14 protein-coding genes, 2 tRNA genes and 2 pseudogenes are annotated in these 15,981 nt (G+C 57.1%); 11 read left to right on the forward strand and 7 right to left on the reverse strand.

Features of this window, described 5'->3' with window-relative positions; translation table 11 throughout:
• Window positions 1–120: 120 nt before the first annotated feature.
• Together CFR71_RS17300 and CFR71_RS16235 are read right to left on the reverse strand one after the other, a co-directional pair.
• Window positions 121–1,143, reverse strand: a pseudogene (locus CFR71_RS17300) (IS701 family transposase); the annotation flags it as partial.
• A 53-nt stretch (window positions 1,144–1,196) separates the two neighbouring features.
• The gene (locus CFR71_RS16235; RefSeq protein WP_133251157.1) at window positions 1,197–3,098 is read right to left on the reverse strand and encodes a hypothetical protein; all 1,902 of its coding nucleotides are present in this window, start codon (window positions 3,096–3,098) and stop codon (window positions 1,197–1,199) included.
• A gap of 282 nt (window positions 3,099–3,380) precedes the next feature.
• On the opposite strand from CFR71_RS16235, the pseudogene CFR71_RS12670 reads away from it, so the two are divergent.
• A pseudogene (locus CFR71_RS12670) lies at window positions 3,381–4,172 on the forward strand (IS5 family transposase).
• A 68-nt stretch (window positions 4,173–4,240) separates the two neighbouring features.
• Here the strand turns inward: CFR71_RS12670 and CFR71_RS12675 are convergent.
• Both CFR71_RS12675 and CFR71_RS12680 read right to left on the reverse strand, forming a co-directional pair.
• Window positions 4,241–4,316, reverse strand: a tRNA-Ala gene (locus tag CFR71_RS12675).
• Between the two features lie 83 nt (window positions 4,317–4,399).
• A complete protein-coding gene (locus tag CFR71_RS12680) occupies window positions 4,400–5,041 on the reverse strand; it encodes a Maf family protein (protein WP_110531677.1) in 642 nt (213 codons plus the stop codon).
• Between the two features lie 437 nt (window positions 5,042–5,478).
• Between CFR71_RS12680 and hemE the strand changes: the two genes are divergently transcribed.
• Genes hemE through hemJ form a run of 3 tightly spaced genes read left to right on the forward strand, consistent with a single transcriptional unit; the run spans window position 5,479 to window position 7,690 of the window.
• Window positions 5,479–6,540: a uroporphyrinogen decarboxylase gene (hemE, locus tag CFR71_RS12685; RefSeq protein WP_110531679.1), complete on the forward strand. Its 1,062-nt coding sequence runs from the start codon at window positions 5,479–5,481 to the stop codon at window positions 6,538–6,540.
• 2 nt (window positions 6,541–6,542) lie between these two features.
• Window positions 6,543–7,244, forward strand: a complete 702-nt coding sequence (locus CFR71_RS12690) for an HAD family hydrolase (protein ID WP_110531680.1) — start codon at window positions 6,543–6,545, stop codon at window positions 7,242–7,244.
• Window positions 7,244–7,690 carry a protoporphyrinogen oxidase HemJ gene (gene hemJ, locus CFR71_RS12695; RefSeq protein ID WP_110531682.1) on the forward strand — a complete coding sequence of 149 codons (447 nt, stop codon included), beginning with the start codon at window positions 7,244–7,246 and terminating at the stop codon, window positions 7,688–7,690. The genes CFR71_RS12690 and hemJ overlap by 1 nt, the downstream gene beginning before the upstream one ends.
• Window positions 7,691–7,762: 72 nt before the next feature.
• Here the strand turns inward: hemJ and CFR71_RS12700 are convergent, their stop codons facing one another.
• Window positions 7,763–8,227 (reverse strand): YjjA family protein, encoded by a 465-nt coding sequence (locus tag CFR71_RS12700; RefSeq protein ID WP_110531684.1) that lies wholly within the window; start codon window positions 8,225–8,227, stop codon window positions 7,763–7,765.
• Window positions 8,228–8,326: 99 nt separating this feature from the next.
• The gene (locus CFR71_RS12705) at window positions 8,327–8,632 is read right to left on the reverse strand and encodes a YggT family protein (RefSeq protein WP_206059788.1); all 306 of its coding nucleotides are present in this window, start codon (window positions 8,630–8,632) and stop codon (window positions 8,327–8,329) included.
• A gap of 159 nt (window positions 8,633–8,791) precedes the next feature.
• Here CFR71_RS12705 and CFR71_RS12710 point away from each other — a divergent pair.
• From CFR71_RS12710 to CFR71_RS12730, 5 genes are all read left to right on the forward strand, one after another.
• A tRNA-Ala gene (locus CFR71_RS12710) sits at window positions 8,792–8,867 on the forward strand.
• A gap of 255 nt (window positions 8,868–9,122) precedes the next feature.
• Window positions 9,123–10,385, forward strand: coding sequence for a polysaccharide biosynthesis/export family protein (locus tag CFR71_RS12715; RefSeq protein WP_239020412.1), 1,263 nt, complete (start codon window positions 9,123–9,125; stop codon window positions 10,383–10,385).
• A 19-nt stretch (window positions 10,386–10,404) separates the two neighbouring features.
• Window positions 10,405–11,616, forward strand: coding sequence for a glycosyltransferase family 4 protein (locus CFR71_RS12720; RefSeq protein ID WP_239020413.1), 1,212 nt, complete (start codon window positions 10,405–10,407; stop codon window positions 11,614–11,616).
• Window positions 11,617–11,701: 85 nt separating this feature from the next.
• Window positions 11,702–12,277 carry a hypothetical protein gene (locus tag CFR71_RS12725; RefSeq protein WP_110531687.1) on the forward strand — a complete coding sequence of 192 codons (576 nt, stop codon included), beginning with the start codon at window positions 11,702–11,704 and terminating at the stop codon, window positions 12,275–12,277.
• 21 nt (window positions 12,278–12,298) lie between these two features.
• The gene (locus CFR71_RS12730) at window positions 12,299–13,144 is read left to right on the forward strand and encodes a class I SAM-dependent methyltransferase (RefSeq protein WP_110531689.1); all 846 of its coding nucleotides are present in this window, start codon (window positions 12,299–12,301) and stop codon (window positions 13,142–13,144) included.
• Between the two features lie 24 nt (window positions 13,145–13,168).
• Here the strand turns inward: CFR71_RS12730 and CFR71_RS12735 are convergent, their stop codons facing one another.
• Window positions 13,169–13,510 carry an endoribonuclease L-PSP gene (locus CFR71_RS12735; RefSeq protein ID WP_110531702.1) on the reverse strand — a complete coding sequence of 114 codons (342 nt, stop codon included), beginning with the start codon at window positions 13,508–13,510 and terminating at the stop codon, window positions 13,169–13,171.
• Window positions 13,511–13,759: 249 nt separating this feature from the next.
• Between CFR71_RS12735 and rapZ the strand changes: the two genes are divergently transcribed.
• Together rapZ and CFR71_RS12750 are read left to right on the forward strand one after the other, a co-directional pair.
• Window positions 13,760–14,767 carry an RNase adapter RapZ gene (rapZ, locus tag CFR71_RS12745; RefSeq protein WP_110531692.1) on the forward strand — a complete coding sequence of 336 codons (1,008 nt, stop codon included), beginning with the start codon at window positions 13,760–13,762 and terminating at the stop codon, window positions 14,765–14,767.
• A gap of 28 nt (window positions 14,768–14,795) precedes the next feature.
• Window positions 14,796–15,920, forward strand: a complete 1,125-nt coding sequence (locus CFR71_RS12750; protein ID WP_239020414.1) for an anthranilate synthase component I family protein — start codon at window positions 14,796–14,798, stop codon at window positions 15,918–15,920.
• The last annotated feature ends 61 nt before the right edge of the window (window positions 15,921–15,981 follow it).

Consider the following 15,981-nt stretch of genomic DNA (forward strand, 5'->3'; position numbering starts at 1 on the left):
GGAAACTCTCGGCTTTAGGGCCGAGAACCTCGGCACTACTTTGGCAGGATGCGTTTTGAGGTCTGGAGTAGAAGGTTTCCACAAGACAGGCATTACCCTGTAGGTGGTTACAGGATGCTATCAGGAATGGCGTGTCGTATTGCTAGCAGACTGGACTGTGGAGGTGAGCCGGTGACTCTTTCTTTTCCGTCCTCCTACCGCCATGAGGCGCCGGGACTGGAGAAAGGCGCAGGCCACCATGGACATCAGTGCGTGCCGGTGCAGGCCTGTCCATGATCGCCCCTCAAAGTGATCGAGGCCCAGTTCTTCCCTGAGTTGCTGATGCGCCTGTTCGCAGACCCATCGGGCCTTGATCGCAGCAGCCAGTAGCCTGTCTCCGGTGGAACGGATGCTCGCCAATCAGCCGGGCTTCCTCCCCGAGCATATGCCGGGCCGTCCGGCCTACCGATACGCTGGGCTGGACCATCTGCAACGCGGATCCATATGGCTGCAAAGCGGGCTGCCAGACCCGCCTCTGGTTCCTCGACGCCAGCTTCCCCTGCACCATGCCGCAGTTTTCAGTATCTTATGGACGGGAACAGAGTGCTGATCCGGTATCGGATGCATGCATGTGCGATGGCCCGTGTTTCCTGACCGAAAACACCAGTTCCATATCTGCTAGATAGACTTTCTGATGACGCGGCATTCCGACTGCCCAGCGCAGGTTTCGCGCGCGCAGGGCCTGACGGGACGGAGCAGGCAGACCAAACCTGCATCCGCCAGAACAGACACCTGCGGCACATAGGCGATCGACCTCATCGATAGCCATCTCCGGTTTGGTACGGGAGCCCTGATATTCCAGTGGAACGCCGACCCGTTTCAGGCGTGCCGGATCTGCTGTCCAGATATCGGACAGGAACACACGACGTGACATCATCAGTGACACTTCACGCGAAGCCAGTGTCACTGATGCCAGTGTCTGATAATTCGCTTTCTTGCCCAGGGTCGAAGCATATTGGGGCGCCACAGAGCAGCCTCAAGTGACGCATTGTCCCACACACCGGCACTGACGAAATGATGCAGCAGGTCATAAGGGATATCGCCACTGCGTGCAGCCATAAGCTGCACGCTCTTGCAGTCACCAGATCCGATCAGACCTGCAATACAAGACTACAACTGGTCTTCCATGAATCACTGAGCGCACCCGTTAGGAATCCTTATTCCGATTTTTTCGCTAAAGTAGTGCTCGATATATTCGCAACATAACCAGATTTTATAGCCTCATTCTTGGCAGTTGAGATGCCTTCAATATCCTGGTCAGGAAGGGCAGAAAGCGCGCAAATGACCATTTTTTGTAATTCGGCATAAGTTTCCGGAAGTCGGTAATATTTAGGCGCTCTCCATATCTGATTTGTAATATAATCTATCATAATGCTATCTGATGGGGTTTCCGTTGCATGTATAACATCAACGTTTCTTATAGATTGTGTGAAATAACCGTTTTCAATAACAGCATCGACAAAAAATTTCCCTTCCAATATTTCTTCTGATAGATAAAGTAATGTTCCCTTGTCATATGGACTTCCGAACATGGCTTTTGAAAAATCTATCAAAAATTCTTTTATAGAATGAAGATCCCGAGGGATGACCATACTATAAAGTATTGATACCCAGTATAAGGTCCAATTGTTTTGGGAAGATATAGGATCTGTAAATACTCTGACCCTGAGTGCATCAGACCTGACGGCATATTTTTCGGTTAGGGTCCAGGCCTTTTTTCGTATTTCCAGTTCCTCATTCTTGGATGCCGGTCGATTCACGGTTTTCAGAATCGGCGGGATCGCGACACTTTCTTTTGGATTTTTTTCATATCGATCAGACATATATTTCAGTCCGATCATGATATGTCTGGCTCTACGAGAAATAGTGATCCCATAAGGATTGATTCTGCTTGGAATGCCAAAGTGGAGCAGGGCGTGAAAACCAAATTCAACGTCTTCCTGTTCATCCCAATTTATTTTTGGGTCCTGTTTCACCATACTCCATATGGAACGTTTCGTTAGATACATCGTCCCTGTCAGATAGGTATTCTCAGATGCTTCTCCAGGGTGGGCTTCAGACGTAGCCATGCGCCAGCGCAATCTGATGGGGACATTTTGTGTATAGAGTACGGCACGCTTGTCCGTTTCTCCGAAAACTTCTGCAGATAAAATATGGTGCCCATCTTCATGCGCGACATGGAAATCAGAATATCGTTCAACCCGGCCTGAATTCCAGTCGATATATATAGATTGAAAAGAGGCTATACCAAAACAGTCACCGAAATTTTCGATGGCTTCTTTGAAATTTATAGGTATGACAACGCGATCATGAAATATACACAGATTTTCATATCTTGAAATATTGGCCAAAAAGTTTTTCTTTTGTGTCAGACTCTGATTTTCTTTACCAACAGTTACAATTTTCACCCGTGGATCTGGAAATGGTTCCGATTTTTCAGAGCAACCTATCAGAAGTTCAAATTCATCCAGATTTAACAACTTGATATTCTGTAATATAACATTCACAGAATCATAAGAACACTTTTGCATCGGGACGCAGAAAGACCACTTTTTCAGACCTCCATCTTTTTCGGAAGGCAGCGCTTCGGTTTTACTCCATTCCTCGATGGTCAGACCGTTGCGGGTGGTTATGGAAACGGACATGCACCGGGAAAAATATTCCCTGCGTAATATACTATCTGGAGAAGTAGGCTCTATAATTATGAGTTTTCCACCAACAGGTATACTGTGTGCTGCATCCCATACGATTTGATCACAAAATGTCGTTATGGCATGCATACAGCACAATATTATAGTATTATCTTTGTTTATACCTTTTGAAAAATCAATCCGCGTGCATCCATCGATGGAAACATAATTGAAATTGTATTTCGTTCCCTGAGGACCCGTTAGTATTGGTAAAGGAACCGTACTATAAAATGCACTTACATTTTCAGTATCGAAAAATTCTTTTAGAGCCTTGGATAGATAATGCGTGTACAGAACATCGCCACTAGACATTCCCACATCAACTTTTGGGATTACATAATTGCATGTTATGTTTACTTTATCTGTCATTTTCCGATACCATTTACGAACATGCTTATTTAAAGAATATATATGTGTGTGGTTTTCTTTTTGCATAATTTTCTGTAGGCGACAACATGTAGAAATGCTCCCATGCATTGTCCAACTGCGTCTCAGCATCGATCTGGAAAATTACGGGAGAGTGTTCCTGCGGGTGAGATTGGCACCCATTGATGATAAAAATTTATGGCTTTTGGCGCATTGATGCAACGCTCCCAACCTCGGACCAGAGGGGGTTATGTACTTTCGTGCCTGGTTGGGCCGTAATGAGGGATGACACCTGCACGCAAACCGTATCCCTCTGATATATCGGTCTCTGGCTGTCCCGTATCTGATCCTGATGCGCGAGGATGCGGAACAACGGCATCACGCATTGTGCCAACTGTTCAATGGGTTGCGCTACGTGATCCGCCACGGAATTGCGTGGCGTGCCCGAACGACCTTCCGCCATGGCCGGCAGTCTACCAGCAATCCCGTCGCTGGATGGAGGTGGGCTGCTTTGAAGCTCTAATGTCTGATCTACATGCCATGCTGCATATCGCTTCTGGCCGCAGGGCGGAGCCAACGTCAGCCATTCTCGACAGCCGGACCTTGCGCTCAACACCGGAAAGCGGACCACACACCGGATATGATGGGGGCAAATGCAAAAGCCGCACATGGCTGTGGACACGCTGGGGCACCTGCTGGCCCTGCATGTCACACCAGCCAGTCGGGATGGATGATCGCGCCAAGGTAGGACGCCTTGCTGCCGCCATTCAGGACACAACGGACGAGGGCGTTGAACTGGCTTATGCCGACCAGGGTTATACAGGTGAAAAGCAGGCCGAGGCTGCACGGGCTCAGGGAACAGCCCTTGAAATCATTAGATTGCCCGAAGCCAAACGTGGCTTCATCCTGCTGCCACGCCGATAAAGTGTCGAGTGATCTTTCGCATGGGCAACACGATGCCGCAGGCTCGTCAGGGATTACGAGCGTTATGCCTCAACACCCGCAAGCCTCCATGTCATCGCGTTCGCATGTTTCATGCTTGGAAAAGCCGGGGCCGCCCATACAGGGTGCAAATGACCAAGCAGAAACAACTCACCTTGAATACAGGCAAGCAAAATCAGAACGATATTTAGGGAAGATAAGGATGGTGGAGCCAATGAGAATCGAACTCACGACCTCCTGAATGCCATTCAGGCGCTCTCCCAACTGAGCTATGGCCCCACACTTCTGACCGGGTCGTATGGGCTCGACCCGTTTGCCTGCCGGGGTATAGCGAGTAGCCCCAGGCTTTGCAACCCCCTATTTCATGTCCTTACGATCCCCTGCTGGCGCAGGAATTCCAGCAATGCCATGCGTGGCAGGCCAAGGATGGCATCATGGTCCCCCTCCATGCGGTCGAAAAGATGCAGCCCTGGCCCCTCCAGCCGGTAGGCCCCGACCGAAGACAGGACACGATCACCTTCCAGATGGAGGTAACGGTCAAGGAAATCATCGCTGAACTCACGCATCCACAGGCGCGGGCGCGCAAGGTGATGCCACAGGCGCCTGCCGTCGCGCATCACCGCAACCGCCGTATGCAGCACGTGCCCGCGTCCGCGCAGGCGCGTCAGCTGCGCACGCGCGGACGCGATATCGGCAGGCTTGTCAAACCATCCCCCATCGCATGACAGAATCTGGTCCGCGCCGATGACGATCGCGTCTCCGTCCACGATTCGTGCCGCCTTTGCCCATGCCAGTTCCATGGCGGCTGCATCGGCATCACATCCTGATGCCCGGCAACGCTGCTTGATGATCCCCTCGTCAATCGCGGCCGGCCGGCAGGAAATGACCAGCCCCGCCGATTCCAGCAGCATGCGACGGGCGGAAGACTGGCTGGCGAGTACTATCCGTGGCGACTCGGTCTGTAATGAAACGTTTTTTAGTACTAAATTCGAGTCGTCGGACATCTGGCGCTCCGTACTGTCAAAGTTAAACATTAAATTCGGCGACGGGAGTACTCCGGGAGTACTGTGGTACATGGGGATGGTACTTCGCATGATTCTGCATCGTACCGAGTACCGTGGATAAGCCGAACACCCCCCTGCAACCTGAGTTGTACACAGCCCCCTGTCGGAAAATTCTTAGCAACTTTCCCTGATGGCTGAAAACCGGGACCCTCCGGACTGTACACACTGTGGGAAAAACGGGGTACATTTTCGGAAACATGGGTACCCCATCACTCACACCCCCTATAAGCCACCTTAAGAATTTCTTTCTCTTTTCTTTTATTGATTAGGAATGAGACCTCCGGAGCCGTGGGAAAAACGGCAAAAGCGGATCCGTGCTGTTCGGTCGGCAAAAAGTACGAGATAGTCCCGCTGCAATGAAACTGAACGACGGACCGATGACGGAAACAGGCAAACCCCTTCTGCGTGCTCTTGCGGGAGAAGCGATCTGGCCCCCCCCGGTATGGCTGATGCGGCAGGCCGGACGTTTCCTGCCCGAATTCCGGGCATTGCGGGAAAAGGCGGATTTCATCACGCGCTGCATGACGCCGGACATGGCGACCGAAATCACCCTGCAGCCGATCCGCCGTTTTGGCATGGACGGGGCCATCCTGTTTTCCGACATCCTGATCCTGCCCTGGGCAATGGGACAGTCGCTGGAATTCATTCACGGGCGCGGTCCGGTGCTGGAACCGGTGCGCAGCCTGCGGGATCTGGCACGCCTGGACGTGGGGCGGGTGAAAGAGGCAACCCGACCGGTCATGGAAACGTTGCGTCGTCTGCGCGGCATTGTTGACGGTCCCGAACCGATCGGGGTGGCGCAGCCGGGACAGGTCACGCTGATCGGGTTTGCGGGCGCGCCGTTCACCGTCGCCTGCTACATGGTCGAAGGCCACGGGTCGCGGGAATTCGACGTCACGCGTGGACTGGCCTATTCCGATCCGGAATTCTTCGACCGCCTGATCGATACCCTGACCACCGCCACGGCCGACATGCTGTGCGACCAGATCGTGGCGGGGGCCGAGGCCGTGATGCTGTTCGACAGCTGGGCCGGGCTGCTGCCGCCATCGCAGTTCCGCCGCCATGTCATCGCCCCGGCCCAGCGGATCGTGCGCATCATCAACGAACGCCACCCCGGCGTTCCGGTCATAGGCTTCCCGCGGCTTGCCGGGATCATGGCGGTGGAATACGGCCGGCAGACGGGCGTCAACGCCATGGCGCTCGATACCGGGGCGGACATGAAGGCGATTGCGGCGCAGCTGCCTTCGACCCTGACCCTGCAGGGAAATCTTGATCCCCTGCGGGTACTGGCGGGTGGCGAGGGCATGCGGGCGGAGGCCCGCGCCATCCGTGACGCGATGAAGGGACGTCCTCATGTCTTCAACCTTGGTCATGGGGTGGTGCCCGCGACGCCGCCCGAACATGTCGGCGACCTTATCCGCACCATTCGGGATATCTGAACATGCTGCCTGCTTCCATCCGTCCTGACGGCCATCTGCGGCTGATCATCTTCGATTGCGACGGCGTCCTTATCGACAGCGAGGGGCCTTCATGCCGCATGCTGGCGCGGGAACTGCGCAAGGCGGGGCTGGAAATCAGCGATGACGATGCCGTCGGCAGGTTCGCGGGCAAGGCGTTGACGGCCCTGAAGGAGGAAATGCAGGATCAGGCCGGACTGACGCTTCCGGCGGACTGGCCGACGCGCATGCAGCACGCGCTCGTGGAACTGATGCAATCCGAAGCGGAGACGATCGAGGGGGCGGCCACCATGCTGCGTGAAATCGCAGCACTCGGCATTCCCTACCGCATCGGTTCCAACTCGTCGAAACTGGAAATGGACGCGAAATTCGGTCGCACCGGGCTGGATGCGCTGATTACGCCACAACAGATCCATTCGGCGCGCGACATGGGCAGGCCCAAGCCAGATCCCGCCGTCTATCTGTCCGCCGCGAAAAGCCAGGGCGTGAATCCGCAAGACTGCCTTGTGCTGGAAGATACCGAAACCGGGGCGGGGGCCGCGCATGCGGCGGGAATGGCCTGTGTCCTGCTGCGTCCGCTGGACCTGCCCGCGACCAGCTGGCCCGGACTGCTGCGGATCGGCCATCTGGGGGAATTCGTCCCGCTGGTGAAGCGCATCCTTCGATCCCAGGGACAGGGAACATGATGAGCATGCTGTGGCCGTGGGTGTTATGGATCAAGGCGTTCCATATCATGTCCATGGTCGCGTGGATGGCGGGCCTGTTCTACCTGCCGCGCCTGTTTGTCTATCACTGCCAGACGGAAGTGGGATCGGCGGAATCCGAACGCTTCAAGGTCATGGAATACAAGCTTCTGCGCATGATCATGCTGCCGGCGATGTGCTGTACGTTCCTGTTCGGCGGCCTGCTGGCGATGATGCCGGGACTGATCGACTGGCATGCGGGATGGTGGCTGACGAAGCTGGCGGCGGTGTTTGGCCTGGCCGGTTTCCATGGGGCCTGCGCTTCGTGGCGACGCGCCTTCGCGCAGGACCGCAATACCCATGACGAACGCTTCTATCGCATGGCGAACGAAGTGCCGACGGTGCTGATGATGATTGTCGTCATCATGATTGTCGTGCGTCCCTTCTGACATGAAACGCGCGGCCCGGGACATTGCCCGGGCCGCGCGCATCAACACTCCCGCACAAGAGCGGGTGAGAGTTTACAGAAGCGACTTGCCCTGCTTCAGCACGGCGCTGCAGACCTTCTTGGTCACTTTCTGCTTCAGGTTGCCCGTCAGGGACGACAGGGAGAACGTGTTTCCGTTTCCGGTGTCCAGGATCCCCTGCTGACCGTTGGTGTAGAGGGAGCTGGACGTATCAAGGCCGCTCTTGCCCTTCAGCGAGGACAGGATCGTCGAGGGCGAATTCCCCCCGAGATAGTTGTTTTCAACGCAGTAGCTGAGAAGGCCGGTGACGTTGGAGGGCGCCAGCGACGATACGGACGGAATGTTCAGGCCACTGTTCGACAGCGCGCCGGACGCCGCATTCCCCAGCAGGGAGGAGGCGCCGTTCGAGTTGCCGCCCGTCAGGCCGGACAGTCCCTGTGCATGGACAGGTGCTGCCGAAACGGCGGCAAGGAGGGGAAGGGCAAGGCATGCTGCCGAAAGCTTCTTGACGATGGACATGGGAACTCCTGGTTGCCATGGGGCAGAGCGCGCATGTCATGACAGGAACCGTTCCCGCCATGACGCACGCCAGCCCCCAGCATTCAGCCTGACGGCCCGTTAGGCAATCCCCACCAGCATCATGCCATATATCTTGCCCAGGACGGGGCACAGCACATACTGGATCAGCAGCAGCAGCGCGATGGGGCTGAGGTCGATATTGGCGACCGGCGGCAGGATATTGCGAATGGGCTGCAGCAGGGGTTCGGTCATGCGCGAAAGAAAATTGTAAATTTTCCATACGATCCGTTCGCGCGGATCAAGGATGCCGAAACCGATCAGGAAGCTGAAAAGGCAGGCCAGCAGAACCACCCAGGTGTAAAGCTGGATCAGTTCGAACAGCAGCCTGAACACAATGGTAATCAATGGGCCGACTTTCAAAAGGGGGCGTCTGTGCGGAATCTAGCGTTCCGTGGCACGCGCCACAATATCAACTGTGCGTCCCCATGAATAAACGCATCCGTGATGTCCAGACAGGCTTGACACATCGGGCCATCGTGTGATTTATCCCCCAGCACGGTATGTGGGGCTGTAGCTCAGATGGGAGAGCGCCTCGTTCGCAATGAGGAGGTCAGGGGTTCGATTCCCCTCAGCTCCACCACGTTTCCGTAAAATCACCACAATATTCCTCGAATGCCTTAATTCTGTAGCAGAAAGGTGCTGATACAGAACGTCGGCAGGTTCAGGTTGATCGTTTTTTGCTGGCGGAGTAGAGATATCCGGCCTTCTTACCTGCGGTATCCTGAGTGTTGCAGGCGTTTCCCTGTCGCCCCGAGCAAAGAGAAAATATTTAACCAGCATGCCAGACCATCCCGTTGTTTTGAGGACGCGTCATGAAGATGGGACCTCCGTTGGAATGACGATGCCGACAGTCGTGAATGGCCGTCGCCTGCCCTTGTTTCCTGACATGGCGCGGCGTATCGCGGGCATGGTGGCGATGTTGTCCGTAACAGGGGGCCTGCTGGCCGGATGCAATACCCTTCCCAATAGCGGGCCCGTGCAATCGGAAATTGTGGCGGACCAGAAAAGCCCGAATAAGAACAGCCTCGGGTTCAGGATCATCCCGATCACGCCCGAACTGGTATCGTGGCTGGATGCGGAAAAGCCACCGCTGCTTTCCACCCTGAATACGACGAATTACGTGCCGTCACATAACGATCGTATCGGACCGGGCGATCGTCTGGCGATATCGGTGTATGAGGTCGGTAACGGACTGTTTTCAGGCGCTGTTTCGACATCTTCCTCGAAGGATACCGCAACTCTGACGAGCGTGTCCGGCATCGGGGGGGAGACGCCGCTTGGCGCCGTTCAGACACAGCTTCCGGTGGTTCAGGTCAATGATGATGGCAACATCACGATCCCTTATGTGGGTAAGCTGCATGTCGCGGGATTGACGCCATCGGAAATCGAACAGCGTATTGCCGGAAGCCTGAAAAATGTTTCCACAAAGCCTGCCGTGATCGTGCGTCCCCTGCTGGATGAGACGAACGTGGCGATCGTTTATGGCGATGTCGGCAGGACCGGCCGTATTGCGCTGTCTCCCAATCAGGAACGCGTGCTTGATGTCGTTGCGCTGGCGGGCGGGGCAAAGCATCTTTCCGAGGATGTGCTTGTGCAGCTGACGCGGGGCGACCGGCTGGTGCAGGCTCCCCTGAAACTTATTGAACAGACGCCGGAGCAGGATATTCCCCTACAGTCCGGCGACCGGCTTGAACTGCTGTATGAACCGCGCAGCTTTACGGTGTTTGGCGCGACCTCCAAGGTTGATGAGGTCAATTTTACCAAGCCCACCCTGTCGCTGGCGGAAGGACTGTCGCGTGTTGGCGGGCCGCTGGATCAGCAGGCCGATCCTAATGCCGTTTATCTGTTCCGTTTCGAGGACCGCAATATTGCCGGCAGGCTTGGCCTGCAGATGGATCCGGGCCAGCAGAACATTCCCGTTGTGTACCAGCTGGACATGATGAATGCGCAGAATTACTTCCTTGCGCAGCAGTTCCCGATGAAAAACAAGGACCTGATTTACGTCGCTAACGCAAAAATCAATAATTTCAACAAGTTCTTCAACCTGTTGAGCACGATCATCAGCCCGGGTATCACGGCCGCCTGGCTGGCGAAGTAATCCTGTCTTGACGGGGAGGATGCTCGGAAAACCGCAGGCGGGAGGCCCGTTCCCACTGTCGCAGGGTTTCCCGGTCAGTCCTGTCTGGCTGGATGGCCGGAACATCGGCAGCCGTGGCGGTACCGGCGTTGCAAGATATACGCGTGACCTTGCGGACTGCCTGCGCGAAACCGGCGTTTCCACCGCATTCCTTGACGGACAGGAGGGGAACGCCAGAAAGCTTCCTTTCCGTGAACTGGAAAAAGCGTACCGGCTGGTCCGTGCGCTCCGCCCCCGACGACATGTCGTTGTCAGACCCGATGCACACGGGCACGCGGCGCCGTCCTGCTTCGATCTGTATCGGACGGCGCATGTCAGGTACAAGACCTTTGGCCGGCTGACGTCATTACGCGCCGATACGCCGCCGGCGCTCATGCACTGGACATATCCCCTGCCAATGGTCCTGCAGGGCTGCATGAACATCGTGACCATCCATGATCTTGTCCCGATCCTCAATCCCGGACTGACGGGCATAGATCCGGGGCGTTTTGAACGCCTGCTGCGTGAACTGGTGACGCGCATGGACAGGATCGTCACCGTTTCCGAAACGGTCAGGCGACAGATCATCGATATCCTTGATGTCGCACCGGAACGTGTCGTCAATCTGTATCAGATGGTCGATATCGACATCACTGCCGTGATGGCCAGCCCCCGTATCGTTCCCCCCGGCAGCCTGATCCATATCGGGCGCGTGGAATCACGCAAGAACATCGCGCGCCTTGTCGCGGCCTATGCCCGCAGCGGAAGTCATCGCCCGCTGGTGCTGATCGGTCCCGATGGCGATGACCGGCCCGACCTGTCATTGCCGGATGGTCCCGGTCGGCTGATCCGCCTGCCGTGGAGCAGTCGCCTTCAGCTGTTGCGCGGCCTTGCAGAGGCGCATGCCCTGGTTTTTCCGTCCCTTGCCGAAGGATTCGGGCTGCCCATTATCGAGGCGATGGCGCTGGGGACGCCTGTCATTACCTCGCGCGGCGGCGCGACGGAGGAAATCGCGGGCGGGGCCGCCCGTCTTGTCGATCCGTTCGATGTGGATGATATCGCCGGCGCGATTTCCGAACTTGATGGCGTGGACAAGGCAGGCGGCGTGTGTGGCGATCTTGTAAGGCGCGGGTACGTGCGGGCGGGGTTCTTCTCGCGTCAGGCCTATACCGCACGGCTTGTGGCATTTCATGCACAACTGATTGCCCGATAAGGGAGTGTTTGAAAAAGTCGGGCCAATAATACCCTGGAATTGTAAAAATTTTTGGTGAGGCTTTTCCAAAAAGCATCGCAGGAACATGGCCCGTTTGGAAAACAGGCGGCACCCGGATTTTTTTATTTTCCTTGCCGGTCAACCGGTTTCATACACCTCCGGCGGTATGGGAAGGGGACATCCTGATCCCGGGAACAACAGGTTTTCATCATGGCATGACACGGTGGAATGTGCCTTCATGGACAGGATCAGGGCGAAAAAATCACAAACGGACCGTGTCAATATTCTTATCATTCTGTACAGATGTCCCATGATCCGGAATATTCGCGTATTGGACGGATTCAACGGGCAACATATTTTTGACATCGTGAAACGGCAGGAGCGAATTACAATGGGCGATGACGATACTGTGCGCGATGGGGAAATTGCGTTGCTCGAAGCCCACGTGGGCTGTCTTGAGGTTGCGTTGCAGACGGCGTTGCGGATGCTGACCCGTGAACAGCAGACTGCGATGCTGGATCATGAAAACGCCCGGATCAGGGAGCGTGACGAACAGCAGATGGCGCATCAGCTTGGCCCCGACGGGGATGAGTTCAATGATATTACCAATGCGCACAAGCTTGTTGCGGACTGTATTGCGCGGGTGGTTTCCGAATCCTGAACATCCTGAAGGAGAAATGGCATGACCAGACCGGCACGCGGTAAAAGAACGGGAAACATACAGGAACTTCTGAAGTCACTGGGGGGAGCCGATACGGGCCGGGATCTGTACCAGCGGCTGAATGATCCGGATATCCGCATTGATGATGTCGTGCGTGAACTGGTCATGCAGCCCGAATTCGAACAGGCCTACAAGCATCATCGCACCGGCAATATCATGGATGATGGACGGATGGAGGCGGACCCCGCCTTCGTCGGTCTTCCCGATCTCGATATCTCCCGGCCTTTCGCCACGCAGTTCCAGACCGCATTCAAACCCCGCCTTGCCAGAAGGGCGGACAGCTTTGAACTGATGTTCGATCGCCTGTCCGGGCGACGCGCCCCCTTTATCCTGGAAACCGGCTGCCTGCGTGTCGGCGGCAACTGGGAAGGCGATGGGCAGAGCACGTTCCAGTTCGACAGTTTTGTCCGTGATGTTGGCGGATCGGTCATTTCCATCGACATCACGCCAGACAGCATCGAAAGCGCGCGCCGCGCCTGCAGTGGCGCGACCAGCCTGATCCTCAATGATTCCGTCGCCGCCCTGCATATGCTGTCGCTGCGGTGCGGGACGCCGGTGGACCTGATCTATCTGGACAGTTTCGACCTCGATCACGCCAATCCGATGCCAAGCGCGATCCATCACATCATGGAACTTACGGCGGTGCGACCGCTGATCGGTCCGGACACGTTGCTGTGCATCGATGATTACAACGTGGGCGACCTCGGCCCCGGGGGCAAGGGACTGCTGGTCGATCGCTTCATGAAAACGATCCGCGCGGAAGTCCTCTATGACGGTTATCAGAAAATCTGGCAGGTGCTGCCCTGATATCCCTCCATCAGGGGGAACGCGTCAGGGTTTTGGCGTTACCAGAAGGTCGAGTTCGACCAGTTCCTCCTGATGCCTGCCGCTTTTGACAAGGCGCAATGTCGTTGCGGGGCAGGATTGACCGAACAGTTCATTTAGGGTGGAAAAACAGGCGCTGAACCCTTCCGTCCCGCTCAGGGTGAAAATGATCCGCGTCACGTCGCGCAGGCCGTATCCATGCTGTTCCAGTTCGGATGCCCCCTGCGCCAGCGCCAGCGCCAGGCGCAACTGCGCGACAAGGCTGGGCGCGAACTCCCCGTTTCCGGGGTTGCGACCGGTCAGGTGACGAATATGGATTTCCGCGTTCGGTCGTGTTAATTTTTCCATCGGGACGAAAATCACAAAACAGTCATATTTTGTCCATGATTAAATTCAGGCGCCCGCATGACGCGTTCCATCCGTTCCTCAGCCCTGCTAAATGCAGATGTGATGATGGTGGCACTTTTCATATGTGGTAAAAGGGGGGAAAATCCCGTGATGGGGAACCTGCGTTCCCGATTGTCATAATTCTGGCATCCGAACGTCGGTTCATGCCGGCATGATGTCCGTTCAGGGTTTCGCGTGACTGCCACATACATGCATGAAGATTCACCACCGCCGCGCAGCATCCTGCTTGTCACCGGCCTTTCCGGGGCTGGCAAGTCGTCGATCCTGCGCATTCTGGAGGATCTTGGGCACGAGGTCATCGACAATCCGCCGCTTGGCATGCTCGATGAAATCGTGGCCCGGGCGGAAAAACCCGTTGCGGTCGGGGTGGATTCACGCACCCGCGGCTTTGACGCCACGGCCGTGCTGGCGGCGCTGTCGCGCCTGCGCATCAATCCCCACCTCCATGCGGAACTGATTTACGCCACGGCGGAGGAAAGCGTGCTGCTGCGCCGCTACACCGCCACGCGCAGGCGTCATCCGCAGGCCATTCATGGCACCGTCAAGGAAGGGATCGAGGCGGAAATCCGCCTTACCTCCCCCCTGCGCGAAGCCGCCGATGTGGTGATCGACACCAGCGACCTGCCCCCGCCCGAACTGCGCCAGCTTGTGGAGGCGCGTTTTGGACAGTGGGAGGATGGCCGTGGGGAAGGGCTGACCGTGGCCCTGATGTCGTTTGCCTTTCCGGCCGGCCTCCCGCGGGAGGCGGACATGGTGTTCGATGCGCGTTTCCTGCGTAATCCCTATTACGATCCTTCCCTGTCCGCGCTGACGGGGCTTGATCCGCAGGTCGCGGCCTATGTTCAGGCCGATCCCGATTACGCGGGCTTCCTTGACCGGATCGACGACCTTCTGGAACTTGTCCTGCCGCGTTTCGTGCAGGAAGGAAAGAAATACGCCACGATCGCCATCGGCTGCTCGGGCGGGCGGCATCGCTCCGTGACGCTGGTGGAGGCACTGGCCGACCGTCTGGGCAAACCGCACGCCTCCGTCCCTGCCGCCGCAGGACAGGAAGGGGCCGCGACAGGTTTCCCACGGGGGCAGTGGCCCGTGGTGGTGATGCATCGCGAACTGGCCCGGCAGGGCCGCAGCAGCTGGCGATGGGCCAACCGCCCCGGCGGTCAGGCGCGGCAGCCTGATGACACCTCCGCATCATGAAGGCCCGGGCGGCAAGCGCCCCTGACCCGTGACAGCCCATAACCCGCCACAGACGCACCCCGCCTATGCGCATGAACTGCCATGGCGGGAGGTCGGCGACGTGCTGGCCGCGCTGGGTGATGTGCCATGGATGGCCTGCCTGGACAGCGGCGGGGATATCACCCCACGTGGCCGGTGGAGCGTCATCTGCATTGATCCCGTTCATGTGCTGGTCGCGCGCGCAGGCCGCTGCATGCTTGATGGGCGCGAGGCCGGGGACGATCCGCTGGCGCTTCTGCGGGGACTGGTGCCCTCCTTTTCCTGTCCCGTGCAGGTGCCGTTTGCGGGCGGGGCCATCGGCTTTGCGGATTACCGCTTCGGGCAGCGGGCAATGGGCCTTGCAACCCGGCATGAGGCCGATCCGTGGCAGCCCGAATTCGTGGCGGCCATCTATGACCACGTCATGGTATTCGACCGGCATGCGCGCCAGGCGTGGGTGGCGGGATATGGAACGCAGGCCGATACGGCACGACAGCGCGAAAAGGTGCGGCGGTTGTGGGACATGGTCATCCCGGACGCGCCGGTTCCGCCCATGCCACGGGTTCCTTTCATGGCGGACCGCACGCCCCGCGCCTATCGGCTGGCCGTGGCGCGGGCGCGTGAGTATATCGCGGCAGGCGACATCTTTCAGGTCAACATCACCTCGCGCATGTGGGGGGACAGGCCGCCGGGACTGTCGGCCATGGCGGCATATCGCGCGTTGCGCGTGACCTCCGCCGCGCCGTTCGGGGCGTTCCTGTCATGCGGGCCGGACTTCGCCCTTCTTTGCGCATCGCCGGAGCGGTTCATTTCCCTTGACGCCGCAGGCACCATCACGGCGCGCCCCATAAAGGGCACGGCCCCACGCGATCCGGATCCCGTGCGCGACAGGCAGCTTGCGCATGCATTGCGGCAGAATGACAAGGAATGCGCGGAAAACCTGATGATCGTTGACCTGATGCGCAACGATATCGGACAGGTCGCGAGGATCGGAAGCGTCCGCGTGCCGGAACTGTTCAGCGTGGAACGCTTTGCCCATGTCCACCATCTGGTGTCGGAGGTGCGGGCGACGTTGCAGGCGGGCCATGACGGCATCGACGCGGAAATCTCACAGAAGGGTTGTACATCGGGTTAGATTATGAAAAAGTCTGTTTTGCACAAAAGAAATTTTCGTAAGCTATAAGAAAACCCGATGC

Source organism: Novacetimonas pomaceti (assembly GCF_003207955.1).
Taxonomy (GTDB): domain Bacteria; phylum Pseudomonadota; class Alphaproteobacteria; order Acetobacterales; family Acetobacteraceae; genus Novacetimonas; species Novacetimonas pomaceti.